The sequence below is a fragment of the Leptospira abararensis genome, from assembly GCF_016918735.1.
GTDB classification, from domain to species: domain Bacteria; phylum Spirochaetota; class Leptospiria; order Leptospirales; family Leptospiraceae; genus Leptospira_A; species Leptospira_A abararensis.
On sequence record NZ_JAFFPR010000048.1, the window covers coordinates 37,101 to 62,795 of the forward strand.

25 protein-coding genes are annotated in these 25,695 nt (G+C 37.2%); 13 read left to right on the plus strand and 12 right to left on the minus strand.

Going from position 1 to position 25,695, the window contains the following annotated elements; all coding sequences use genetic code 11:
• Nucleotides 1-21: 21 nt before the first annotated feature.
• The 3 genes from JWG40_RS13410 to JWG40_RS13420 all read right to left on the minus strand — a co-directional run bounded on the left by JWG40_RS13410 (nt 22) and on the right by JWG40_RS13420 (nt 2,436).
• Nucleotides 22-216, minus strand: coding sequence for a hypothetical protein (locus JWG40_RS13410; protein WP_205286301.1), 195 nt, complete (start codon nt 214-216; stop codon nt 22-24).
• A 12-nt stretch (nt 217-228) separates the two neighbouring features.
• Nucleotides 229-1,686, minus strand: a complete 1,458-nt coding sequence (locus tag JWG40_RS13415) for an NAD(P)/FAD-dependent oxidoreductase (RefSeq protein WP_205286302.1) — start codon at nt 1,684-1,686, stop codon at nt 229-231.
• Nucleotides 1,687-1,878: 192 nt separating this feature from the next.
• Nucleotides 1,879-2,436: a hypothetical protein gene (locus tag JWG40_RS13420; RefSeq protein WP_205286303.1), complete on the minus strand. Its 558-nt coding sequence runs from the start codon at nt 2,434-2,436 to the stop codon at nt 1,879-1,881.
• A gap of 122 nt (nt 2,437-2,558) precedes the next feature.
• On the opposite strand from JWG40_RS13420, the gene JWG40_RS13425 reads away from it, so the two are divergent.
• Complete coding sequence (locus JWG40_RS13425; RefSeq protein ID WP_205286304.1) at nt 2,559-2,948, plus strand: ArsR/SmtB family transcription factor; 390 nt, start codon at nt 2,559-2,561, stop codon at nt 2,946-2,948.
• Between the two features lie 192 nt (nt 2,949-3,140).
• On the opposite strand, the gene JWG40_RS13430 is transcribed toward JWG40_RS13425, so the two are convergent.
• Complete coding sequence (locus JWG40_RS13430) at nt 3,141-3,374, minus strand: hypothetical protein (RefSeq protein WP_205286305.1); 234 nt, start codon at nt 3,372-3,374, stop codon at nt 3,141-3,143.
• A gap of 42 nt (nt 3,375-3,416) precedes the next feature.
• Entirely contained in the window at nt 3,417-4,037 is a 621-nt protein-coding gene (locus tag JWG40_RS13435) for a TetR/AcrR family transcriptional regulator (RefSeq protein WP_205286306.1), read from the minus strand.
• 142 nt (nt 4,038-4,179) lie between these two features.
• On the opposite strand from JWG40_RS13435, the gene JWG40_RS13440 reads away from it, so the two are divergent.
• The 5 genes from JWG40_RS13440 (at nt 4,180) to JWG40_RS13455 (ending at nt 8,518) form a co-directional block, all read left to right on the plus strand.
• Nucleotides 4,180-5,061 carry an alpha/beta fold hydrolase gene (locus JWG40_RS13440; protein ID WP_205286307.1) on the plus strand — a complete coding sequence of 294 codons (882 nt, stop codon included), beginning with the start codon at nt 4,180-4,182 and terminating at the stop codon, nt 5,059-5,061.
• 197 nt (nt 5,062-5,258) lie between these two features.
• A complete protein-coding gene (locus tag JWG40_RS13445; protein ID WP_205286308.1) occupies nt 5,259-5,651 on the plus strand; it encodes an STAS/SEC14 domain-containing protein in 393 nt (130 codons plus the stop codon).
• Nucleotides 5,633-5,851: a hypothetical protein gene (locus JWG40_RS19940; RefSeq protein WP_232369368.1), complete on the plus strand. Its 219-nt coding sequence runs from the start codon at nt 5,633-5,635 to the stop codon at nt 5,849-5,851. The genes JWG40_RS13445 and JWG40_RS19940 overlap by 19 nt, the downstream gene beginning before the upstream one ends.
• A complete protein-coding gene (locus JWG40_RS13450) occupies nt 5,829-6,926 on the plus strand; it encodes a methyl-accepting chemotaxis protein (protein ID WP_232369369.1) in 1,098 nt (365 codons plus the stop codon). Before JWG40_RS19940 ends, JWG40_RS13450 begins: the two co-directional genes overlap by 23 nt.
• Nucleotides 6,927-7,456: 530 nt before the next feature.
• Nucleotides 7,457-8,518 (plus strand): methyltransferase domain-containing protein, encoded by a 1,062-nt coding sequence (locus JWG40_RS13455; protein ID WP_205286310.1) that lies wholly within the window; start codon nt 7,457-7,459, stop codon nt 8,516-8,518.
• 44 nt (nt 8,519-8,562) lie between these two features.
• Here JWG40_RS13455 and JWG40_RS13460 read toward each other — a convergent pair whose 3' ends face one another.
• Together JWG40_RS13460 and JWG40_RS13465 are read right to left on the minus strand one after the other, a co-directional pair.
• Nucleotides 8,563-9,063 (minus strand): HEAT repeat domain-containing protein, encoded by a 501-nt coding sequence (locus JWG40_RS13460; RefSeq protein ID WP_205286311.1) that lies wholly within the window; start codon nt 9,061-9,063, stop codon nt 8,563-8,565.
• A 58-nt stretch (nt 9,064-9,121) separates the two neighbouring features.
• A complete protein-coding gene (locus JWG40_RS13465; protein WP_205286312.1) occupies nt 9,122-10,540 on the minus strand; it encodes a hypothetical protein in 1,419 nt (472 codons plus the stop codon).
• A 656-nt stretch (nt 10,541-11,196) separates the two neighbouring features.
• On the opposite strand from JWG40_RS13465, the gene JWG40_RS13470 reads away from it, so the two are divergent.
• On the plus strand, nt 11,197-12,057 hold the full coding sequence (locus JWG40_RS13470; protein WP_232369371.1) for a hypothetical protein: 861 nt from the start codon (nt 11,197-11,199) through the stop codon (nt 12,055-12,057).
• 94 nt (nt 12,058-12,151) lie between these two features.
• Here JWG40_RS13470 and JWG40_RS13475 read toward each other — a convergent pair whose 3' ends face one another.
• Complete coding sequence (locus JWG40_RS13475; RefSeq protein WP_205286314.1) at nt 12,152-14,122, minus strand: AMP-dependent synthetase/ligase; 1,971 nt, start codon at nt 14,120-14,122, stop codon at nt 12,152-12,154.
• Between the two features lie 61 nt (nt 14,123-14,183).
• On the minus strand, nt 14,184-14,942 hold the full coding sequence (locus JWG40_RS13480; RefSeq protein ID WP_205286315.1) for an AraC family transcriptional regulator: 759 nt from the start codon (nt 14,940-14,942) through the stop codon (nt 14,184-14,186).
• Between the two features lie 321 nt (nt 14,943-15,263).
• Between JWG40_RS13480 and JWG40_RS13485 the strand changes: the two genes are divergently transcribed.
• Both JWG40_RS13485 and JWG40_RS13490 read left to right on the plus strand, forming a co-directional pair.
• Complete coding sequence (locus JWG40_RS13485; protein ID WP_205286316.1) at nt 15,264-15,845, plus strand: hypothetical protein; 582 nt, start codon at nt 15,264-15,266, stop codon at nt 15,843-15,845.
• A 187-nt stretch (nt 15,846-16,032) separates the two neighbouring features.
• A complete protein-coding gene (locus JWG40_RS13490) occupies nt 16,033-16,419 on the plus strand; it encodes a hypothetical protein (RefSeq protein ID WP_205286317.1) in 387 nt (128 codons plus the stop codon).
• Nucleotides 16,420-16,500: 81 nt separating this feature from the next.
• Here JWG40_RS13490 and JWG40_RS13495 read toward each other — a convergent pair whose 3' ends face one another.
• Nucleotides 16,501-17,169 (minus strand): DUF2461 domain-containing protein, encoded by a 669-nt coding sequence (locus tag JWG40_RS13495; RefSeq protein ID WP_205286318.1) that lies wholly within the window; start codon nt 17,167-17,169, stop codon nt 16,501-16,503.
• A gap of 613 nt (nt 17,170-17,782) precedes the next feature.
• Between JWG40_RS13495 and JWG40_RS13500 the strand changes: the two genes are divergently transcribed.
• The gene (locus JWG40_RS13500; protein ID WP_039938281.1) at nt 17,783-18,046 is read left to right on the plus strand and encodes an RNA recognition motif domain-containing protein; all 264 of its coding nucleotides are present in this window, start codon (nt 17,783-17,785) and stop codon (nt 18,044-18,046) included.
• Nucleotides 18,047-18,515: 469 nt separating this feature from the next.
• On the opposite strand, the gene JWG40_RS13505 is transcribed toward JWG40_RS13500, so the two are convergent.
• Nucleotides 18,516-19,127, minus strand: a complete 612-nt coding sequence (locus tag JWG40_RS13505; RefSeq protein ID WP_205286319.1) for a hypothetical protein — start codon at nt 19,125-19,127, stop codon at nt 18,516-18,518.
• 79 nt (nt 19,128-19,206) lie between these two features.
• On the opposite strand from JWG40_RS13505, the gene JWG40_RS13510 reads away from it, so the two are divergent.
• The 3 genes from JWG40_RS13510 to JWG40_RS13520 all read left to right on the plus strand — a co-directional run bounded on the left by JWG40_RS13510 (nt 19,207) and on the right by JWG40_RS13520 (nt 23,575).
• Complete coding sequence (locus JWG40_RS13510) at nt 19,207-19,932, plus strand: SIP domain-containing protein (RefSeq protein ID WP_205286320.1); 726 nt, start codon at nt 19,207-19,209, stop codon at nt 19,930-19,932.
• Nucleotides 19,933-20,100: 168 nt separating this feature from the next.
• Nucleotides 20,101-20,805, plus strand: coding sequence for a hypothetical protein (locus tag JWG40_RS13515; RefSeq protein WP_205286321.1), 705 nt, complete (start codon nt 20,101-20,103; stop codon nt 20,803-20,805).
• Nucleotides 20,806-21,031: 226 nt separating this feature from the next.
• Nucleotides 21,032-23,575 (plus strand): ATP-binding protein, encoded by a 2,544-nt coding sequence (locus JWG40_RS13520; protein ID WP_205286322.1) that lies wholly within the window; start codon nt 21,032-21,034, stop codon nt 23,573-23,575.
• Between the two features lie 508 nt (nt 23,576-24,083).
• Here the strand turns inward: JWG40_RS13520 and JWG40_RS13525 are convergent.
• Nucleotides 24,084-25,499 carry a DEAD/DEAH box helicase gene (locus JWG40_RS13525; RefSeq protein ID WP_205286323.1) on the minus strand — a complete coding sequence of 472 codons (1,416 nt, stop codon included), beginning with the start codon at nt 25,497-25,499 and terminating at the stop codon, nt 24,084-24,086.
• Nucleotides 25,500-25,695: the final 196 nt, after the last annotated feature.

Below are 25,695 nucleotides of genomic sequence, written 5' to 3' on the forward strand. Positions count from 1 at the left end.
ATCAAATGGGAACCAATCATTTCAGTGATGAGATTTAAGAATCATCACCACCATTCGTATATTAATCCATATAAATCGAATTAATTGCCAAGGCAAAAAAGTTCGAAAAAATATTGTTTTTACATTTGGTACTGCTGCAAAGTCGCCCGGCTTATAAGAGGAATTTAGTTCCTCTTTTTCTAATAATATCAATTCTACTGAGTCGTTTGTTTTCATAAATCACTCCTATCATTCCGGAATCAACCACCAACCGAACTTACATTTTGCTTTATACATAAACATATAATGCAAAATCATCTTAATCCAATGGCCAGCAAGCCCAATCTCCCCTGTAGTATAAGTAAGAGACCTTCCCCATTTCGGATATTGTTTGAAGTCCGGGACAATCGGATACACTGTCATAGAAACTGCAGTTCCTGAAAAAATTCCATTACCCGCAGAAGCAATACATGCAGCACCCATCGCCGCCATAGAAGCCTTGTGTTTTAATTCTTTCGATTTGGTTTTTATTTGGTGTGCAATATTTTGTGCCACCACTTTTCCCATAATGGCTGAAGGCATACCGGTTCTTGGAGGAGTTGGTGAAATTTGGATTCCTTCATTATTTTTCATTACTTTCGAAATAGGATGAGGCGGAGCAAATGCAATTCCCACTCCAAAAAGGTTAGAATAAAACGGAGACTGGTAAGTATTTGGCCAATCCTTGGCATCCCATTTTTCATAGGTTTTTATTTCATAGTTCGCATCTACCTTCATCATTCCGTTGGCAGCAAACAATGTCGTGGTGATATCCTCTCCAATTTTTCCAAATGCCTTCAACCCCACTCCGCTAAAGGGAGGGATTAACATAGAAAAATCAAAATTTATAAAGCCATTTTCACCATCGAGTGTTGTATAATGAATTTTATTTTTTTCAATCTTGGTTACATGTGCCCTAGTTTTCCATTGGATCCCTCTTTCGGTGAACAAAGATTCGGCGAATATTTTACTACTGGTTACATAACCACCCTGTTCTAAATGCATCCCTCCCATTCCAAAATCGCCTAACTCGTATTCATTGGATAACCAAAGAATTTTTGCTTGATCCCTTACTCCTGCTTTTCGTAATTCATGATCTACATTAAAAAGATATTCAAATGCAGCACCCTGGCATGTACACATACCATGCCCTGTTCCAAACACAAAGTTTAGTTTTTCTCCCGCCTTCATCCTTTGGATCAAATCTTGTAATTGATGATTGGCTTCTTCTGCATGAGCATATGTACAAACGGAGACCGTATTTCCTTCCTCTGGACCAAGTCCCGGTGTAGCAGAAAAATTAAGTTTAGGTCCAGTGGCGTTGATGCAATAATCATAAGTGATGTAGCCTATTTGGCCTTTGGAATCTGGTGCAGTTGATTCATACTCTACAAATGCTCCTTTTGATTCCGCATTCCCTTCAGGATACAAAACAGTTGCCTTAGCTTGGATGAATTGAATTTTCATTTTATCGTAAATAGGTTTTAACCCAAAGGTTACATCGTGAGTGACCATCGCACCAACACCTACCCAAATATTGGAGGGAATCCAATTCCAATTGGCATTTGGCGAGATCACCACCACCTCATGTTTATTCCCCAAGTATTTTTTCAGCAGGGTTGCTGCTGTATGCCCAGAAATCCCTGCACCTAAGATGACTACTTTCATTGCTTATATACCTATACCCCTATTAGTATATAGGCAAATAAAAAAGCAAGCGCGAGTTTCTCTATTTCTACTATCTTTAGTTTTTTTACTGAACATAGTTTAGACAAAAAGATTGAATGTTTCTAGATAAAGATAAACTAGGGATTTATACATAGAATCATTCTAATACGATTGCATACCGATAAACTCTCGTTATATTTTTTCTTCTCTAGTCGAAAAAGAAATTTCCGTTTTTCGAAATGCGGGAAGGGCAAGAATCCAATGAAGCAAAGCCACAATCACAGCTCCCGGCAATAGGTTTAAAGCAACTAAATACTCGTTTGGTGACGCTGCAAAAAATGTGGAGCCAGCGAAATTCCAAGCTTGCTCTGGTTTCGAAATGATATAAAGAAGGATCATCGAAGTGTGAAGAGAGGATAAAACAACATGTAAGATATATTCTAAGGAACTCAATCCCCCAAATCGCTTTCTTGCTTTATATTCTTCCCACATATCAAACCCCTGAATCACTAAATCGACAAAGGTCAAAAAAATCACACCGAGAAACAAAGGACCTTGTAGATCATATAAAAATAAGCCTAGCAGCAGCATTGGAAACAAAGTTGCACGAAGGGAATGTAATATATGTTCATAAATGGTATCTGAATATCGATACAATTGATACTTCCAAAGATGTAAGACAATACCGTCAAAAAAAGCCAAAAGGGAAAAACTGACCAAAAGTACTAACACAATATTAGAAATATCCATAAATCCTCCATCGCGTGCATATATATGCACTTATGCACACATGTTATTAGACCAAAGGATAGTCAAGAATAAAAAAGGAAAAAGACTGGACTGCTAAAATTTCCAATCAAATGGTAGGGAGAATGGTAACTAAAGTTCGGCCTAATTCCGAAAAGAAAAGGGAATCGGCCATTGATGCCTTGGACTATGTATTAGATTCGAAATTTTTATCTGCATTAGCAGAACCCAGCCGAATTCAAGTATTGAAACAGGTAATCCGGCTGGGGAAGGCTGATATATCAGCACTTTCCCATGGTCTCTCTCTGGATCGCTCCGTGATCTCAAGACATCTCAGTATTTTAGAAGACGTTGGGATTTTAGTTAGGGAAAAACAAGGCAAACATGTATTTTATTATTTAGATCCGAGCGGAGCAATCAAAAGGTTCCAATTGATTTTAGAAAGGATGGAAGAAGTAGTTGCAGTCTGTTGTCCTCCCCCACTAGAGCAAACGCTATCCATTACCAAGAAATAATAAATTTTTGTTTTGCCTTTCGATTCTCCATTACGCCAATAAAAAATCTTACAGTAGCAAATGTTAGGCAAACGACTAAACTAATTCAAAAGCAAAAATGAATCCAATGATTTTTATTTGCGTGATCATCATCTAACAAATGAATATCATTTTTTTATAATGTCAAAGGGATCCATCTGGTATATAATTACTCTATTTCGTTCCAGATTTAACCGCATCCAAAATTTCTAAATAATCATGTTCCCCTAAATGATAAATGATATCCGATTTACCAACTCCGTTTAAAAAATCTTCGAATGTCCAATCGTAACGATTGGGATCTTTTCCAGAATCAAACCAATCTTTGAATATTAAAAAATTATCTTCTAAAGAAACTTCCACTAAATGGTAGGGCTCGGAATTTCTCCAATATCGCTTTTCTGTCATAAAAATTGAATCACCTTAATCACAAGTATTTCCTTAGTATAGTTACTTCCCGACTTTTTCATAGAATTTTAAAAAAATTGATACACTATGTTCTGCATGTTTACGAATTTCTTTCGAATTTGGTAGACTAGGGTTTCCTAAAAACATGGCTTTGTTTAAATAAGCTGATAAAATCATCCAATTAAAATCTTCAGCGGCCTTTTTAATATCAACAATTTGAAGTAAGCCGCGTTTACAAAAAAAAGCGAATAGTTCAGAAAGTTTATCAAAAGCAACCTGCGGGCCATTTTTAAAATAAACGGCTGCCAAATCAGGGAACCGCTCGGCTTCTCCGATGACAAGTCTTCTCAACTGAATGACTTCTGGTGTAAGCAAAGTCGAGAGTTCTCCTAGAGCGTAATCAACTAAGAATTTTCTTACATCCCTTACCCCATCAACCAAAGGTAATCGATTATATGAATCCTCAGTTTTTCTAGTCGTAAGATTGGTAATAATTTCTATAAATAACGCCTCTTTACTCGTAAAATGTTTATAAACTGTTTGTTTGGATACAGCTGCTTCTGTTGCTATCTCTTCCATATTGGTACCAAGATAACCCTTCCGGAGAAAAACCTGAGTAGCTGCACTTAAGATCAATTGGTGTTTCTCATCATATTGGTTCATTCATCCGACCTCATTCACTAAAAAAACTTGACAGATCTTTTCCAGGCAATCAATTGTTGTCAATATAGTACTGGACGGTCTAGTACTATATTTTTTGACTGCCAGCTTAAGTCAAACTTTTCTAAAAGAGAGGAAAGAAATTATGAGAGAAGAAATCAGAAACTTACTAGCGACACTCACGAGTGTAACCATTGCTGTTACCAGCGCTGCTTGTAACACGGCATCTAATGAAAACGATCCATTTTCAAAAGTGATATCAAGAGACGGAACGGCCATCGCCTACGAAAAGATAGGTTCTGGACCACCACTTATCTTTATTTCTGGAGCTATCTGCCATAGAAAATTCCAGCCCATCATCGATGATGTAAAGATATTAAGTAAGGCGTTCACCGTTTACAATTATGACAGACGCGGTAGAGGTGATAGTGGCGATGCAGAAACATATTCAATCCAATCGGAAATAGAAGATATAGAAGCACTGATAGATTCTGCTGGAGGATCGGCATATATATACGGTCACTCCTCCGGTGCCATATTAGCTTTGGAAGCGACTTTAGTGATTCCGAATAAAGTAAAAAAAGTTTATATTTATGATCCACCATATGTTTCAAACGAAAAGGAATACCAAGAATATCAGCTGACAAAAGAGAGAATCAAATCATTACTCGATAGTGGAAAAAACTCTAATGCGATTCGAGAATTTTTAGTTTCGATTGGTATGCCAAGAATTTTTACATTCTTTTTACCGCTAACTCCTGGTTGGAAAAGAACTGTGCAACTGGCCCCAACACTATTGTATGACATTACTCTCACGGAAAATCCAGTTCCAACGGAAAGGTTAGCAAAGATTAAAGTCCCCATTTGTGTAGCTTATGGTGAAGAAAGTCCAAAAGAATTGAGAATAGTTTCAAGTTTACTCAATCAAACAATTCAAGGTTCCGAACTGCAAGGATTCCCAAAACAAGACCATATGGTAAATACAAAAATCCTATTACCAAAAATGATTCAATATTTCAATCTTTGAGAAACTATAAAAAATTCTAAAATCTAATAGAGTTCAATATGTATTTAGTAAAAATACATATTGAGTTATTTACCTATTGATTCACTAATCCAGCCATAGGTTACCAAAATAAAAAAATGAGACTGATGATCTAGATTTCCCTTGCAATTTTCGTCTCTTAAAAATATGAATCACTTCAACAAGAAGGATAAAATCTAATGATTATATTTCAATGCCCTACGGCAGTTACTGAGTACCTGGAAGATAAAAAGATCGTTGTTCTTACGCAAACAGGGAAAAACACTGGCGCCAATTTAAAGGACAGTTTAGACAAAGGTGTTGAGGCCCTAATCAATAACAAAGCGGTCAAATGGTTGTCCGACAATCGAAATATGGGCACACACACAGCAGAAGATGTAGAATGGCTGAACAACGATTGGACTCCGCGAGCCATTAAGGCCGGTTGGAAAAAATGGGCACTAGTACAACCACAGTCAGCCCTTTCTGCTATGTCTGAAAAGAACCTCGTCGATTTTTTTGCTTCCAACGGTATCGAAGTTAAAATCTTCGAAACTCCTGAAGAAGGATTCAAATGGTTGGAGTCAGTTTAGATTCCATTGATGAAATTCAACAAACCAACTCAATACATAGTCTTATCGATTTTGGTGGTTACAACTCAGGTTGTAACCTTACTTTATCCTCTACTTGGAAACTCTGGTCCAAGTTGGATTCTGATGATCCTACAATCGATAGGACTTCTGGCTTCTCTCTTTGCAATCTTCTTAGTGATGATGCAACTGAAAAAATATAACCAACAGTTTTCAGTAATTAAAAATACTCTTACGAATGCGATCAAAGGTAATTTGAGTGTTGAATCTTCAGTTAAATCAAAACTAAAAAAAAGCAACAAAGTAGATTCAATCTTACTTTCATTATTTGAATTATTGCATATTTTTCAAGACATCATCACACTGTTAAAAGATGCTACAGCTGGTTTATCAGCATCAGTTGATAATGCAAAAATAGCAGACGACTCATTTCATTCAAGTTTAATCAGGCAAAAAGATTACTCTCAAAATTTAGATTTAACTGTTCGTAAAATGACGGACAACATGACAAATATTGAAAATGCATCTACGAATAACTATGCAACACTCATTCGAGTTTCTGACAGTATCAAAATACTTTCAGAGCATATCAATGAGTCAGAAAAAAACAGTAACCTTTCCAAAAGATTGACCTTCGGTATCTCAGACAAAATCCAAAAAGGCAATAAAGCAATGGAAGAAATGGGAAAGGTGATTGAAAACATTGCAATCAGTTCAGGAAAAATCGAAGGGATGGTGATCGTCATAAAAGAAATTTCTGAACGAGTCAACTTACTCGCTCTAAATGCATCCATAGAAGCAGCAAGAGCCGGGGAATATGGAAGTGGTTTTGCTGTTGTTGCGCAGGAAGTTTCAAAACTTGCAACGGAAACCTCGAAAAGTATCAAAGAAATTGACAACAATGTTAAACGTAATAAAGAAGAAGTGACTCTCAACCGCCAAAAAATCAATGAGACCAATCAACTCTATAAAGAGATTATTGGCGAAGTGAAACAAATTTTTGAAAAAATTGATTTCATCTCAGATTCTGCTACAAATCAAATTGAAATCAAAGAGAAACTTATATTTGAATCAGAGCAACTTTCACGAATGTTAGCTGAGATCAAAGAAAACATTGCAGATCAAAATAACTCGCAAAAATTAATTTCCGATGTTGCACAAGCAATGGACTCAAGTGTAAAGGCAACCTTCTCGGAAGGGGAAAATCTATCAAAGTTATTAGAAAAAATAAGATCCACTACAGATGATATAGGTGGTGTAATTCTATTATTTAAATAATGGATACATAGATTTAAATTTCAAATATCCTTGGTGAGTTGTGTAAGATGCCAAGGATATTCTAAGTACCACTTCACGACAGTTATATTTTTATGATTGCCAATATTAAAATTCAATGATGTTCTTTCTTTTTTATCTTTTCTGTCATCACTTTGAAAAAAGATGACCCAAAATCAACCCGAATTTGGTCAAAAATAGAAGAAGGAAAACGGGAACTATCTCTCCAACCAACATCGATTAATCGACTTCTCTCAGAAGTTGTTACGACCTACTCACATATTGCGACTTAGGACAAGGTTACTTCATCGCAAAACCTATGAACTTCGATGATTTTTTGAAATTTTGTGATCAAAATTTGGTTCATCCAGCCTAAATTTAAATCATCAACTTTTCTCCCAATAAAATGATCGAAGAAACGATTATTTTCAACAATTGCTGAAATCTTTATAAAATGAATCTATTTACAACAATAAGATTAAAAAAAAATATAAACCTTATATTACCTTCATAACTTTGGTTGGAACCAGAAAATGCCCACAAACATAGAATTAGAGACATTAGAAGCCGTACAAAATTATTATGGAAAGGTCCTCCAAACAAATAAAGATTTAAAGACAACCGCTTGTTGTAGCATCGAATCACTACCTCCGGCCTATTTACCTTTTATTACAAAAATTCATCCTATTGTAAAAGATAAATTTTATGGATGCGGCTCTCCCTTCCCACCTGCATTATCCGGAAGATCGATATTAGATTTAGGTTGCGGGTCGGGCAGAGATGTTTATCTATTATCTCAACTAGTTGGTGAATCGGGATCTGTCATAGGAATTGATATGACAAAGGAGCAGTTGGATGTGGCCGTAACCTATCTTGAATACCATCGCAGTGAATTTGGTTACCAAAAATCCAATGTTTCTTTTCGAGAAGGTTATATCGAAAACTTAAAGCCTTGTGGTATTGAGGATAATTCTATTGATCTAGTTGTATCCAATTGTGTCACAAACTTATCACCAAACAAAAAACTTGTGTTCTCGGAAATATTTAGGGTTTTAAAACCAGGTGGTGAATTATATTTTTCAGATGTTTTCTCTGACCAAAGAATTCCAGAAGAATTAAAAGAAGATCCTGTTTTACTTGGGGAATGTTTGGGCGGTGCCTTATATACAGAAGATTTCAGAAGATTACTCTTACAATTGGGTGTAAACGATTATCGTGTTGTATCACAGTCCAAAATTAATTTACTAAACCCTGAGATTGAGAAAAAAGTGGGGAATATAAATTTCTATTCCATTACATTCAGAGCATTCAAAATCCCCTTAGAAGATCGCTGCGAAGACTACGGTCAAGTTGCTTATTATAAAGGAACAATAGACGGCTTCCCACATTCTTTTACGTTAGATGATCACCATGTTTTTGTAACAGGCAAACCAATGTTAGTTTGCGGGAATACGGCGGATATGGTCTCAACAACTCACTATAAAGACCATTTCAAAATTGTTGGGGATAAATCAAAACATTTTGGGCTCTTCGATTGCGGCCCAAACCCAGTGGTGTCAACATCTAGCGATGTAACACCCGGTGCTTGTTGTTAAAGGTTAAATCCTCTATGGAAATTCTTGAAGCGAAGAATAAAGGTTCAGTCTTTTTGCAATTTTCGGGAGTTCTTTTGTTCTTCAGAAATTTGCATTTTTTTAATAGCATCCTTAGAATTTTTATTGAATGACTGCTTCATTTTCGAGGAATCCATCGACTTTTCAGCATAATCTAAGAACTCTCGCTCTTTTATGAGAGATTTCACTTTTACTGAAATTGCATTTGGATCACTTTCATAGTATTTACTAACATACGATTTAATCGCAGACTGTCTTACCAATCTGTGCTGATTCGAGTTAGACAAATTATTTTCCAAACTGGATTTTGCTTCTGGTGACTCAAATTCAGAAAGAGCTTTCACCGCGTTTACTTTTACATATACGCGTACGGGGCTATTTTCAATAATCTCTTTTAGATAAGGAACTGGATTGGGGTCCACAGCAGTGGCTAACTTTTTGAAATCAACGTCGCCTGGATGCCTACTAAGAGATAAACTTGCAATTAGTTGATCCAGTTTTCCTTGGTCTAAACCTTCAGCAAACACTGGTAAAACGAAACTAAACAAAGAAAGTAAAATTATAAAAACTAATCTTATCATTATTTTAATACGCTAAGGGATTTCTTCGAATGATCCAACCCTGCTCTCCTGTAATCTGATTTTGATTCGTAACCCCATCACTTGCCCAAAACATCATATTATAACCACCTGCGTCGATGGTTCCTGTCCCTACACATTCTAGAGGTGCAATGTAACCATCGCTGACCAAAAAATTTACTCGAGCATTACCACAATAGGGAGTTTCAATCAGTGGATCCTGGGTATAATTCAAACCAGAGGTACTTGTCGATCCAGTACTCTCTGAAGTATGGAAAAGTCCCAGAAAATGCCCTGCTTCATGGGCCATTGTATTTCCAACAAATGTTAGGTCCGAGTTTGAAAGTAAACTCCCTGCACCACCAGAAGTACGATGAGGCTCGATGAATACAGTCATTGCGGAGGCTTTTGTACCAGTAAATCCCGGAAGTCCAGGAATCCCACCTGCGATTCCTAGTAAACCACCTTCACCAGTTGCCTCGCTGGCAATATAGATGTTCAATGCCTTCGGATCTTGTAAGGAGGCGGTCGTTGTATACAATCGAAGCAGTCCTCCCGTGAGAGAAGTATCTTCCGAAGACACATCGGAGATAGCATTAAATTCAACGTCAGATGAAGTTTTAACTGAAAATACTAGTTCAACATTCACTGTGTTTTGTATATACAATGCTTTAAAACGATCGAGTGCAGGTTTAATTGCTTCCAAAGTTTTCGTTTGATAAGAATTGTTTAGAAAGATAATGTTTACATTGATTTTTTTTGTTTTTGCCCAGGTACGAGTAAGTCCGTTAGTTGCACTTCCGCCAACATTCGCAGAAAAGAACCTTTCCTCATCTGTCAAAGGTTTACAACCGATGGTTTGTTTGAGCTGAAAGTTTGTTCCCACGGGACCATTTAAATCAAGATACCAATTCCCTGCTAAAGAAACACTGACATAAGGGGCCCCACCCGCAAGGTAATAGAAAGGATTAGAGCCATAACCAAACATTGATGTTGCGTGTTGACCTGCCAGGATTCCTTCCCTGTTACTAAAAGATGTACCGCCACTATTATAAAAATAATAATGAACAGGCCGAAAATCGGCACCGGTAAAACTATGACTCTGTTCTATATAGAATATCGCATTTGGGTTTGAAGGACCCACAGAAAAAGACTGTACATTAGAATAATAAAGCGACTTCCCCGTTCCGTAATAGTTTGCAACTGGACCATTGCTTGCCGCAATTGTTCTTTGTGTACTAATCATACAAGGTTCGGTTCCAGAATCCCCTGCACCTGCACCAGCAGCAGCACCTGCAGCAAGAAGCATCAGTAGAGCCGAAGAATCTCCGCCACCTCCACCACCGCAGGAAATCAGTAACCCGAAAAAAGTAGAAACCAAAGAACGTTTCAACTGTGACATTTCCATTATTTTATTTTTGAACATATATTGTTTCTGCTATTATGACCGAGAGTTAGGTGAATTAATAGAACGATTGAATTTTAAAGCTTTTCTACAATCAGATTCTACCTCCGGACTCCAAAAAAAATGAGAAATACCGTTAGAAACGTTTGAAAACAGCCTAAAAAACGTTCTGGCTGTTTTAGAAATTATTTCTAAAACATTCTCCAAATTTTAGCGAAATCACCAAATCTAAAATCTCCATCAGAGATTCCCGTAGATTGGAAACGGATCCCTCGAATTTCGCAGTGATGATGCCAAAAAAATGTCGCAATCCAGAAGCAGACCAATTGTTTAGCGCCGATTCCTTTCTCCGAAATATCCTCCGACCCTCTTTGGGCCTATGGATATTGGATCTCCGTTGATTACGAAAAAACGGGCAAAGAGAATCAATTCCCTTCCCGACATTTTCGCCATATCCCTAATTTTTTTTATTAGCTTTGTGCTTACAGAAATTACATTCCGCTTATTTTTTCATGAAATAAAGAATATTCATAAATCAGAATTTTCGTATTTACTATTTTACGATACCATATAACTTCGTCTATGCTATGAAACCTATCCTTATCATAACTATTCTTCTGTGCCTGTTAGGCTGCAAAAAGAAAGAATCTTCGGATACTGAGACATTCCTCCTTGGTATGCTCCTCCTCGCGCCTAATGAGGTTGTTTTTGAATGGGGTTATCCCGGCTCACAAAACCAACTTCAGAATGCGGAACTTGTCGGCAAAACTTCAGGTATCACTATAAAAGTCGGTGGAGTAGCCGCTACTGGAGTTTCCGCAGTAGCCTCCGATACGATCCAATTTACAATGCCAGTCATACCCGGGATTAACGAAAATACAGCAGTTGATTTTGCTCTAGAAAAAGATGGAGCGGTTGTTTATAATACAAAGGTTCGATATCGACCTCTCGTAAGTTGGAATGTCAATGAACCCAATGGAATTTATAGACCCATTGATAGTAGAGATAATAAGAATTTTTTTCAAATCACCGCGACGACCGCAACCCATGTCTTCAATACTTTTGGACATGCCTTATCCGATTTAGATATATCTTATTTTACGAGTTTGAATGGAACTCCTACTCCTTTCGCAACAAAAAGAAGGAATGGGGCAGAGTTCAACAGGGTGGCGTTGAATGCAGGTACTGTTTACATAATGGTACAACATATCAGTGGATTTGGTGGCACCTATAATTTACAAGTGGCCAATAGTGGCGTTGTTGCAAGTACTTCGGCCACACTTTATACTCCACCTTCTCTTTGTTATGATACAATGGGGGTAGGCCCAGCTACGACAAATCACTGTGCTGTTCTTATGGATGCTGTCATCCAAGCTGGCTTCGCTCGTACTGGTCGCTGTACTTATCCATCAGATAATGGTCTTACTACGCGTAATTATTACCAGAATGGATTTGGCACTGCTTATGCAGAAAGCACTTGCCTCTTTCCAGGTGGTGGATCCCAAAACGAGGCTGAGTCTATTTTTATTGCAAACTAAATCAAATTAGACAATAGTTTTGATGCCGATTTGTGAAGAAGTCGATTTTCCCTAAGTCTCCTTCTTCACATCTGCAGGTTCGCATAATCTTTGTTTATCGTTCTGCGTAAATCCGTGTTTGATTTTTGGTTTCATACATCGATTTAATTAGTGTTTCATATTTTGCCGTAATAACATGTCTTTTAATGGAAAGTTTTGCCGATAATTCGTCGCCAACTTCAAAAGTTTTGGGAATGAGTCTTACCTCAACAATCCTTTCGAAACTTTTGAATCCATTCTCTGTACGAATCATTTTCTTTACTTCCTGTTCGATTCTCTCCTGGACGGCTCTTTTTGCTGCCAACTCTTTGTAAGTAGATCCATATTCTGTAAACTTTTCGAGCGAAGGCAAAATCAAAGCACCTAAATATTTCTGATCTTGACCTACAACCATTACATGATCAATCCATGGTGATTGTATGAGTCTGTTTTCTATCGGCACAGGTTCGATATTTTCTCCATTGAGTAGGACAATAGTTTCTTTGGTTCTACCAACAATTTTTAGTGTATCGTTGTAGGTCATGATTCCCAGATCTCCAGTGTTAAACCAACCATCGGCTGATAGAACTCTAGCGGTGACTTCAGGTCGTTTATAATAACCTTTCATGATCTGAGGCCCACGTACATACACTTCACCTTTGAGTCCTCTCTTGGGAGGGTATAATACTTCGCCTGATTCTATATCTTTCAGCAAAATTTCAGTTTCAGGAAACATCTGCCCTACGCTACCAACAACAAAACGTTTTGGCGTGCGGAAAGCAAGTCCTGGAGAGGTTTCTGTCAATCCATATCCCTCGAACACAGGAATCCTGATTGTATTAAAAAATTCATCGATATGAAAGGGTAACGACCCCCCACCAGACACGGAACCCCGTAATTTTCCACCGGTAACCTGTCTTAGTTTTCTTAATACAATTAGATCAAGAAAAAGATAAGGAATAAAGAATACAGTGATTGAAAGTAAAGATAAGATAGATAGTGCGAAGGATTCAAAAAAATTCCTACCATCAAGATCCAATCGATTCCCTTTCAAAAAATGGATCGACCTTTGTATCTTCAGCGCAGATCCAAACGCTAATTTGAAAAATACCTGTCTTATCAAAGAAGCTGTTTGAATCTTAGATTGTATCCCTTGATAGATGCTCTCCCAAAGTCTTGGTGCTGATGCCATAAAGGTAGGTTTCACAATCATTAAGTCTTCTCGAATATTTCTTACATTAGTATAATATTGTGCGGCCCCCATAGCGATGGTTCCCATTTGAAAAACTCTTTCGAAACTATGCCACACAGGCAGAATGGAAAGGAATCGATCTTTTGGGCCAATCTCAATCGGAATATTTCGTAACTGTGAAATCATGTTTCCGTGAGTTAACATAACTCCTTTGGGTTCTCCTGTTGTTCCAGATGTATAAATGATTGTAAATAAGTCTTCCGGTTGAATTGCGGCAACCCTATCTTCGACCCTTTTGTCACCTAACCTTCGCAAACCTATACCTTTTGCGATAAGATCATTCATACTCATAATTTTTGGATAGGAATCAAATTGAATCTTCCCATTCCTATTGCCTTTTCCATTTAGGACATTAACATTAGGGTCGCTATCCATGAGAATAATATGTGTTATATCTTTTAATCCGAAAATATTTTTCTCAATCCTTTGAAGAACACTTTCGTTTTCGACAAAAACCATTTTTGAATCCGAATGTGGAAGGATGTATAAAATATCGCCATCTGTTACGTCAGTTCCTCGAGGAACATCTGCAGCACCGCAAAGTAATATTCCATAATTGCTGATGATCCATTCTTTTCGATTCTCGGAGAGAACTGCTACATGATCATGTGCCTTCAAACCTAGATCAATTAAGCCAGTCGCCAGGGCAACTCCCGTTTCATATACATCACGAAAGCTGATCGTAGAGAATTGTTTTTCTTTGTTCCTTGTTCCAAAAGCGGGCTTATCCCCAAACCTTTTAGCACTATCGTAAAACAATTCTGCTAGATTTTTTGCTGTGACTTTAAAACTCATTGATTCTTTCTCCAATACGCTAAGCATACCAGATTTTGAATCATGGTCTTGAACGCAGCGGCTACTTCGAAAAGAAAATGGCTCGGAAAGGTTCTTTCTTTTTTGTAAAATCAGAAGGGCCGATTCCAAAGGAACGGCGGAAAATACGAGTGAAGTGTGATTGATCCGCAAACCCACCCTCATAGGCAGCATCCAATAAGTGAGAATGATTTGCCAAATAATCGACTGCCTTTTTTGTTTTGAGCCAAAGTCGATACGCAGAAAAGGGAACACCTGTTTCCTGCCGAAAAAGATGGCGGAACCGTTCCACAGATAAAGAGGCTTCTTTTGCTAGGTGGGTGAGTGAAAAATCCTCTAGTGCAACATCTCTAATACTTTTTTGAATACGTGCATCCAATTTTCGCTTCGTAGTGTGAAGAAAATTTTTATTAATCATGTCTAGAATTTGTTTGCGGATCTTAGTATTTGATGAGTTTAAAACTTCCTTAATCGTTTGTTTCACAAATTCGGTAAATACATCTCCCACTTCGAAAGGAGAATGATTTGCGGCCAAACTTTTCTCATGAAAAAGTTCATATCCTGTTGTCAGTGGATCCAGATAAAGTAAAGTCAGATTACCTTCCGTAGATCTCATCTCGTGACTCACACCAGAAGGAATACAAACTGCATTATAAACTTTCCAAACACCATCTAACGTTCGCAATTCAACTCTACCGGAATCTGGCAGACTGATTTGGATAAAGAAATGACTGTGTCGGCTGGTTGAAAATCCATCACCCCGATAGGTAGCAAAATCTTCCCAAATTAAAAATTGTTTCATGGATATAAATTCAGAAATACACTTATTCAAGAGTTTCCGATCTTTCGATAAAGAATCAAACTACGAATCACAAAGTAAATGAAAAAAAGAGAAGAAAAAATGTCACCAAAGAACCTACAAAGGATTCATCATTTTTGCTACTGGAATTTCAAAATCGTAGGGTATCAAATGACAGACGTTAGTGTTTATTAACCATTTCCGACCAGTAAACAATTTATTTCTCCGAATTCCCGTCCCAGGACGACAATTCTTTTTATTCAAGCTAAGGTAAGTATAACTTAATCAATCTGATTGGATTCAATCCATCAGAAGGAGAATCCATTGTTAAAACCTTTAATAAAAGAAAATAAAATAAGGAATCAGTATTTATCGATTCTAATCTGTTTGCTTCTGTTGTCATTGTTGCACTGTGCTGGCGACGGTTATGGTAAAAATAAAAGTGAGTCTAACGATTTATACACTGCTATTTTATTAAACCTCTCAAATACAGACGGAAATTTACCCCAACCAGCAATCAATACGGTAGAGATTACAGTCGGAGATACAAAGTTTACCAAAGCACTTGGTGTTTGTCGTGGCGATTTGAACGTGAATGGAAATGATAATATTATGGTTCCAGGGAATGACCAAACGTTACCTCTTTTCTTTCTACATAAAGTTGATTTTACGGCAAATACAAATGTTTTCCTTACCCCACTAGGACCGACCTTTATATTTAACATTGATATGCCTGGAGGCGGTGGCTATGATCCAATCAGTACTTGCGAAACAAAGATCATCGAAAACACAGCAACGATCTATGACATCCAGGTAAAAAATTGTGCCGTAGACAAAATCGCTGGTGCGGTTACTCCTCCTACAAATACGATTTCTTTTCGAGCTCGTTGCACCAAGGGACTGTAATTAAAAACTGACAGTAAAACGTCACCTTTACGATGTTTTACTGTCCTTTAAAAAAGAACAAAATCGTCTTTGATTGCAAAAGCAATTATCTCGGTGCGCTTATTTGAATACAAAAAGAGGAAATTAAAGAAATAAAACTCTAGCATTTCCATAGATTTCTGTTTCATTTACCTCCGAGGTATTTAAAATGAATTTTATCTTTTCCCATATAAAATGGATTATGCTCGTTTCAGGAATCATTACTTGTTCCATGATCCTTTCCGCCTTACATCCTAGTTTAGGACTTATGTTAACCTTTGGTGACACTATTAGTGGTGATTTGTCCAATATCATTGTTCGAAATTGGGGGGCCTTAATTGCCCTTGTCGGAGGAATGCTTGTTTATGGCGCCTATAACGAACCAAATCGCAATTTAGTTCTCGTAGTTGCTTCGATTAGCAAAAGTACGTTTGTGATCCTCAATTTGATTTACGGAAGTGCCTACTTCGCAAAATCAGGAGTGGCTTTAGTATTTGATTCCATTCTTGTGATCATCTTTGTTTTATACCTTCTCTTACACAAAGCAAACAAATAAGAGAACGAGAAACTAGAGAAAAACTAAAAAAAGAAATTCGATCGGTTAATCAATGGGTAATCAATAAATTAAATTTTGTCTTTATTTTTTACCCATCGCCTCTTCCAAAAATTGATTCAAAGGATATAAGTTCCGAAATGATTTTACAGTTTCTTTTGCAAAGTCATTGGAAGTTAAATTGGAATTTTTTATTTTTTTGGCAACGGCGAATCCTTTGTATTTTAAAAGTTCGATCACAGGATGGTCCTTAGCAAAACCTTTTGGTGCCGTTTTTAATTTTTCAGCATAAAACTCTGTTCCAAAATCCTGGACAAACTTACGATCGTTCAAAATTTTTTGAAAAGTTTTAGAATCAGAAATCATTCTTTCTCTTATTTTAAATAATGATTTTGGATCCGGTTGGTAACAACCACCTCCAATTAAGGAATCATTTGGTTCTATGTGCAGATAATAGCCAGTGCCTTCGATTTTTTTACCCCCACCTCTAATAAAAATTCCGAAGTGAGTTTTATAAGGACTTTTGTCTTTTGAGAAACGAACATCTTTATAAATTCTAAAAATACAAGACTTAGGATCTACACCTTGTACAGTCTTATCAAACTTTTCTATTTCAGATAACAAATATCCAGTAAGTGATACCAATTCACTTTGAATTTCGGTAAACCTATCTTTGTTTTCGAGAAACCAGTTTCTGTTGTTATTTAATTTTAATTCAGACAAAAAACTTAGTATATTTTTACTAATTTTCATAACGAATGAACTCCCTATTTTGTCATTTTGTTTTTCACTGAAACATTCGTAAAATAGAATGAAATGATCACGTAACAGACTTTATAAATCTATTTCACCAGAAAAAACTCTCCTATGGCAAACCAAATAACAGAATACAATTACCTTGCTAATTTTATAAATCGATGTAACAGAATTATAAATTCAATATGGATCGACTACGATAGGCACCGGAATTCAAAAAACTTGGGAAAAAGTCTGTGCGAACAGACACCAAACCGAAAGGGTTTGCACCCTGTAAAACAACCAAACCCTTTTGCCTATGGAAAACGAACAAAGCATTGGCCCAAATTAATAGTGCCAAACGCACATTAAATTCACAAAAAACATTCGTTAATCGATATTTTTTAAAAATATCCTTGCCAAAGTATTCTAGATATATATTAATGGTACTTGATTCAAAGCATTATCGTTCATTTAACCACTAGAGTAGTCCCCACTTTCTTGCATTCTGATCTCTTTCTTAAGTTTTCCCCTGCATTTTCGTTGAGTTTTTACCCGATCTCCCGTATGGGTTAGTTGTATTTAAATTTTCAATACTGAAGAATCAAAAATAAAATTTTGAGGACATCACATGTCAGTAAACATATACGTAGGTAACCTTTCTTATGAAATGACGGAAGGAAAGTTAAACGAACTTTTTTCCGCACACGGCGCAGTAACTTCTGCAAAAATCATTATGGACCAGTACTCTGGTAATTCTAAAGGTTTCGGTTTTATCGAAATGAAAGAACGTGGTGATGCAGACAAAGCAATTAGCGATTTGAATGGAAAAAACATTCTTAACCGCGAAATGAAAGTAAACATCGCAAAACCAAAGACAAACAACTGGAACTAAGTTCCCGTTAAATTTTTGATCTCAGTCTTTAGGATTTAGATTCTAAGACTGGGATCGAAATGAAATTCTTCACCGATTTTCTTCCTATAAAAACAGACTGTTTTTAAAAATCTCTCATCAAAGCCCACATTAATCCAAGTTAGTTACTATACTTTGCAGTAAAGTGTTGTTATGCCCTGCTCCCCTGGATTTTAAATAGGTCAATAAATTTCAGAACCATCCCTTTTTTATAGAACAATGAAATTGAGATGCAACTTTAATTTAACTTCAACTACTGTCTGCCACTCCGCTAAATTCCAATTTCCGCAGTGATGATAATAGACACTTGGTAGGTTTAAATCAAATCCATTGTTGAAAATACTGAGTCGTTTTTACTTATATTTAAAAGTTTAAACTTAGAAAATTAGTTCTGCAGAAATTTTTGAAAACAAATTTGCCATTCCATGTTTGCTTGGCGATAGTACGTAAATTATAATTCCACCTCCAGAGGAAAATTTATTTCGATTAGCTTCTTTCTCACTCCATGCCAGTCCGAATCAAAATGATAACGATTGCCAAATAGATTGTCCAATTTACCCGAATTATCTCTGTTAGTATAAACAATATCTTCGATTTCCCGTTTGCGACTTTCCAAATCTGGATTGATTTCTTTTCTATGAGTGATCATTACTTTTACAATTTTCTTTTCTAAAATTGTGACTTTGTTGAAAATATACTCTGTTTTTTTGAATCTGTTTTTTCGTTTGAGAAACCAGCGATTCGCGTCAGGATACTTTTCCAATAGTCGCCAATATTGCCGCTTTTCCAACATTATCGGTTCAGGTTCCATTTGATGGACTTTTCTTAAATTTTTCACATGTTTGGTTCTAGAAAATGTATTGATGATATAAAGGTATGCCTCTTTGTACTTCGACGATTGTAATTTCAAAGTCCAAATCAATCCATAGGAATGAAAAATTGGTTTCTTTAATTCGATCAAAGGTAGAGAACTAATTTTATCACGAATTTGATTCAGTTCCCGGTGCAATCGAATCAATTCTTTTTCTTTTGACTTAATATTGATTTTTCGGTCTACTCGCATTAATAATAGACTATGGATTGATCATGTTTTCATTTAAAAACGGGAACAGTGGTCGCCACATTCATAAAGAGGAATTGCCATGTCAGAATCAAATTCATTTATCAAACGAGGCCTAAAATCAGCCTTCAGCATATTTTTAACACAAACCAAAATATCAAAAATCGAATCGCTGTCTAAGAATTTCGTTCTGATCGAAATGACGGGAACAAAATTAAAAGATTCAAAGTGGGTTCCTGGAGGAAAAGTGCAAGTTGATGTAGGAAATCTTACTTACCGAACGTTCACTCCGCTTACTGTTGATCGAGTCGTAGGCAAACTTTCCATGATTTGTTACAAGCGAAATGATGGCCCAGCTTCCAATTGGATCAGTGCGTTAAAAGTAGGTGACCTTTGCGAAGTTTTCGGACCACGCGAGTCTTTGAATTTTTCAAATATTGAGGGAGAGGCCATTCTTTTTGGTGATGAGACTTCTTTTGGGATCGCAAAGGTTCTGCAAAACAAAGTGGGCAATCAATCTCATATATTCTTTGAATTGACTTCGGCTGAAGCTGGCAAAGAGGCTCTCGCGTCATTGGGAGTTACGGGGCAGAGAATGATCGAACGATCCCTTGATGGATCGCATCTCCAAAAAGTGGCGAAGGAAATTCTTGAGCGCCTTTCGCAAATCCCTGACGCAAAAATATTTTTGACAGGCCGAGCAAAATCAATCCAACAAGTCAGAACCTATTTGAAGGATTCTGGAGTTCCAACTAACAAACTAAAAGTTCGTGCCTACTGGGCGGATGGAAAGATTGGTCTAGATTGATTTGGGATTTATTTTCGGGGCATAAAAATAACAACTGACCTAACACCTGTGACCCGAAAGTGTAAGGGTCACACCTTCTTCGCCTGGCCCACTTGTTTTTCCGTCAAATTTTCTTCTTGCGAATCAAAGAAATTCGATCTAAATCTTACATTGGATATACGAAAGAAAATGACTCCCATTAAAACTTATTTACTCAGCCTTTTTCTTTTGATTGGATTTGGAATTCCATTAAATTCAGAACCATTATCGGAGACTAACCAAAAAGCCATTGATGCCTTTTACCAGAAAAACTGGTCTCAGGCCGAAATCTGGTTCAAAGAAAGTTTAAAGAAAAATCCGAATGACCCATATGCAAACTATAACTTGGCCTGCGTTTACACCATTCACTTAAGCCAATGTGAGAATTTGACAGAAGAACAAGACGTTTTTCAGTTATTGCAAAATGCCGTCACATATAAAAAAACTTACAAACGTTTGATGCTTAAAGACAAAGACCTTTCCTTACTTCGGAATACATACAGATTCAATGAAATTGCAGGTTTAAACACAAAAGAAATCTTTACAAATATTATTTGGTATGGTCCAAGTCCAGGTGCTTATGGATCAATAGCGGAAATTAAGTTTGATTCAAATAGTTCATTTGAACTCTCTTTGGTTGAATTTCGGGAAAGTGACGGTACACTGGAAAAACCAAAGTATAGAGGAAAGTATCAATGGATTTCCGAAAAAGTCATCCAATTAGAATTTCAAAAACTTCCTTCCTCACTTCCCAACCAAACGAAAAAAAGGCAAGCACGTTGGAATAAAAATATCCTCGAAATCGAGGGCTTTGACTATCATTTTCAGGATACACCGGACCGTTGCTCTGCATAGAAGAAAGCAATTCCATCTATCGCATTGCCCAATAGATTGGCTTCGCTTTTGAATGAAACAAACAAAATTAATTTCGATTTGCGGTTGGCGTTTGTCCGTTTTGTTTGCTTTTTAGAGTATAAAATAAATAGATTGCTCTCGGAATCAGAGATTAGAAGCTTCAGTTCAAGCTAATTTTCTCGTTTGAATCAAACGCTCTATTTCTTTCTCGCCTATGGGTAGTTTTATGGTAATTTCGCTTTCTTTTTTTAAAAAAATTTTTTTTTTACCTCTACTTGTAGTTTTTATATCTTTTTCTTTTTGTAAAGTCGCAACCTCTCCCCTCCCCGATATAAATTCCGGATCAATGGATCTTACCTCATGGGAACCTAAAGGAAGTTTGATAAATTTGAAAGGAGATTGGGAATTTTGTTGGGATGAATTGATTCCTCCTGAATCGGATGAGTCCGTTTGGAAGAAAAAATGCCATGGTTATTTTCCGGTTCCCTCTTTTTGGAAATTCTATAAAATAAACGGAAAAAACCTACCGATTTTCGGAAAGGGAACCTACAGACTCAAACTAAAACTTCCAAAACGGGAAATGAACTACGGATTGTTTTGGACGGAAATCATGTCCGCATTCGAAATTTTCGTTAACGCCCGTTCTGTGGTAAAAGTGGGACAAACGGGAGACAGTTTTGAAACAATGAAGCCTGACCTGAAACCAGGCACGTCCTATCTGGGAAATCTTTCCGATGAAGTGACAATCGTCGTTTGGGTATCCAACTTCAATCATGAAAATCACGGATTTTGGGAACCTCTTTATTTCGGAGAATGGAAATCCATAGAAAGACAGCACATCAATCTTGTTATACGGGACATTGCGAGTTCTTCTGCAATCATCATCATCGGCTTGTACCATCTGATTATCTATCTGTCAAGATTCCGTTCCAAAGAATATCTGATGTTCGGTTTTTTCTGTATGATTATGGGAATTCGCCAATTGAATTTTGAAACGCATACGTTTTATTATCTATTCCCCGATCTGGATTTTGATTCATATATCCGGCTGCTCTTCGGAGTGATTTATATGATCGGGGTTTCCATGGTAACACTCTACGATCTTTTATTTCCGAAGGACATCCCCAAAATAATCACAAAAGTTCTCAGGTTGGTTTTCTTTAGTTTTTTACTAACTTTGTTTTTGCCGGTTTCCACTTTCACACATTACGCATTGTATCTCTTCGGTTTTGCAATGATTGCACTCATATTGTATGTACCTTTGTTCATCAGAGCTTTTTTTAGAAAAAGGGAAGGTGCGGGACTTATGCTCATTGCCTATTCCATTACAGCGGTTACCCTACTGAACGATTTATTATTCAATTTCGGATTGATTCATACAGGTTATCTCTCCCATTTGGGGGTTTTGTTATTTATCTTCATCCAAGCGATTCTATTATCAAAAAAAATAACAAAGGCATTGCAAGAGGAAGAAAAATTAGTTCAAAAACTCGGTGAAACTTTGGAAGAAAAAAACAGAACCCATACGGAACTCTTGAACCTGAAAGAATACCAAAAATACGAATTGGAATTGCAGGTAAAACTCCGCACGGAAGAATACGAGACCGCCAAACAACTAGCAGAAACCGCGAACAAAGCAAAGTCTCAATTTTTAGCGACAATGAGTCACGAAATCAGAACTCCCATGAACGGAATTTTGGGAATCACGGAACTTTTGAAAATGACAACTGTTTCGGAGGATCAAGCACAATACCTGAAGATGATACAGGACAGCGGACAATCTCTTTTGACCATATTGAATGATATTTTGGATTATTCCAAACTGGAAGCGGGAAAAATAGAATTATTGGAATCCGATTTTTCCTGGAAAATTCTACTCGAACTTGCGGAAGGGATTTTTAAGCACCAAGCGGAACAGAAACAAGTTCGATTTGAAGTCAGGTTTGATCCAGATTTTATATTTTTAGCACATGGCGATGAAAACAGAATCAAACAAGTGTTATTTAATCTAGTCTCCAATGCGGTCAAATTTACGGAATCTGGAGAAATCAAAATCATTCTCTCTTCCCAAAAGGAAGAAGTAGGAAACTGGATTCAATACAAAGTATCGATAACGGATACGGGAATAGGAATCCCGGAAGACAAAATAGGCTCCTTGTTTCAAAGATTCACACAGTTGGATTCAAGCATATCCCGTAAGTACGGAGGAACGGGACTCGGTCTTGCCATCTCTAAAAAACTAATGGATGTGATGGGAGGAGAATTGAAAGTAAAAAGGAATTTTCCCACCGGTTCCTGTTTTGAAATGGAACTCAGACTTCTTCCCAACCAAATGTCCAGAGTCATACGATCCGAAGATTCGGTGGATCTTTCAAGATTACCATCTAACACAAATGTGCTGATTGCAGAAGATGATCCTACCAACCTGTTTCTACTTTCCAGTTTTTTGAAAAAATTAAAAGTCCGGCATGATGTGGCGAAAGACGGCTGGGAAGCGATAACCAAGGCCCAAACAAACGAATTCCATCTGATTTTTATGGACATCAATATGCCCAATCTGGATGGTATCGGTGCCTCGGAAGAGATTTTAAAAGACGAACGAATTTTTCCCAAACCAATCATCATAGCCGTTACGGCGGACGCCTTCCAGGATGATCAAGACAAGTGCATTCGCGCCGGAATGTCTTCGTTTTTGCCAAAACCGTTCCAAAAAAGAGAAATAGAACAAGCATTATATGAATGGCTGATTGAAAGAAAAACCGGCCTTTAAAAGCCTCACATCTTTCGACGTAAGGCTTCTCCCAACAAATGTATACGACATGTAAATGAACAAACAATGCTTCAATCTATACATACACGTTAACACATGCAAATTGTAATATGGTCAAGCTCTGGCGATTCGTATCACTTGGCTGATCCAGCGCTTCGCGACTGAACTTACACCTATGACCTTATAGCCAGGTCGTCTGCCCGGACTCTCAACAGGTGTGATCTTAACTTCAGGTGGGTGTCCACTTATATGCTTACAGCGGTTAACTAGATCGAATACAAGAGTCTAGATAAATTTCATCACTGTCCTCAACCGAGGAGGTCATTCGATAAATATAAGACTTTAATTGTCTTTCTTCAGAATCAAAAAAATGTTCATATTTTTTTGTTAAATCATTATCGACGTTTTTCGAAATTCTCTTTCAGTTGAAGTTTTCATTTCAGACAGGCTTACCCCAACGAAGCAGTAATCAACCTAACGTTCGTAATGATCAGTATAGAATGTCTCGCTACCTAAATCGTGACATTTTTGCTTTCGGCGTTTTTTTCGCACTAGGAGATGATTTTTTAGGCTCAGATCTATTTCCTGAATTACTTGGCTTTCTTTTTTCCGATTGCCCTTGACTTCGATGTGAGTTTTGTTTGGAGTTCTGCTGTGAGTTCGCATGACGGCCAGATGAAACATCTCCCGATTGCGTGTGACGTCTTTGCCCTCTATTGCCGCCACCTCCAGATCCATGGAGTTTTGGAGCCTTGCCTGTATGCGATTCAACCCGCGCTGCATGGTAAGGATGGTCCCGATCCACTGGGATCGAAATTCCAATTACTTTTTCAATGTCTTTGATCAGTGATCTTTCGTCTGCCTCTGCGATGGCAATGGCAATTCCATTTTTCCCTGCACGTGCTGTACGGCCAATTCGATGTACATAAGTTTCAGGAACATAAGGAATTTCATAATTAATTACATGGGTGATGTCATCGATGTCTATTCCTCGGGCAGCCAAATCGGTTGCGACAAGGGCTCTGTTTTTTCCCGAACGAAAATCTTCTAAGGCTCTTTGTCTAGCTGATTGACTTTTATTGCCGTGAATTACATCAGTTTTGATTCCACTTTTGTTCAAGAGTTCCGAAATTTTATTTGCTCCATGTTTTGTTTTGGTAAAGATAATAGTTTTTTTAAAATTTTTATCTTTAAACAAATGAAGGAGAAGATTTTTTTTATCTGCTAGTTCTGTATACATCACAGATTGTGAAATTAGTTCTACTGTCGACGAAACAGGTGTTACATCGATACGAATTGGTTCTACCAAAATTGAGTTTGCCAATTTTTCTATTTCAGGTGGCATAGTTGCAGAAAAAAACAAATTCTGTCTGCGCTTTGGAAGAAAGGAAATGATTTTTCGAATAGCATGGATAAAACCCATATCCAACATCCTATCTGCTTCATCTAACACAAATATTTCGAGATTTTTCAATGATACCAAATTTTGGTTCATCAAATCGACCAGGCGACCAGGCGTGGCAATGAGAACATCCAATCCACTTGCAATGGCTTTTGCTTGGGGATTTTGTCCCACACCACCAAAAATGACTGCCGTTCGAATTTGGGTATATTTTCCATATAAAACAAAACTTTCATGGACCTGAATGGCAAGCTCACGAGTGGGAACTAACACAAGAGATCGTGGTTGTTTTGGATTTGGTTTTGCCCTCGTGGAAATTAAATTTTGGATCATAGGCAAAGCAAAAGCAGCGGTTTTACCTGTTCCTGTTTGAGCACAACCTAACAGATCGTGATTGTTTAGAAGTAAAGGAATGGCTTGGATTTGGATGGGTGTAGGTTTAGTATAACCAGTTTCAACGACTGCTTTTTGGATGGATCGATCTAATTTCAGATCTGAAAACGTTTCAATTTGTTTTTGCAAAATATGCCTTCGTGTCTATCCTCCTAAATTAAGAAAAGCAGTCTATTTGGATAGGTCAAAAATTTCTCTTTTGGAGGTTCGAAATGAGAACATGGGTTTGGGCAATCTCAAGGTAGAGGAATGAATTTTGATATAATGGGCGTTCCCGATTGGATCGGAGTTTTGGAAATGGAATGTGTAAGGGTCGGGCTCCTCC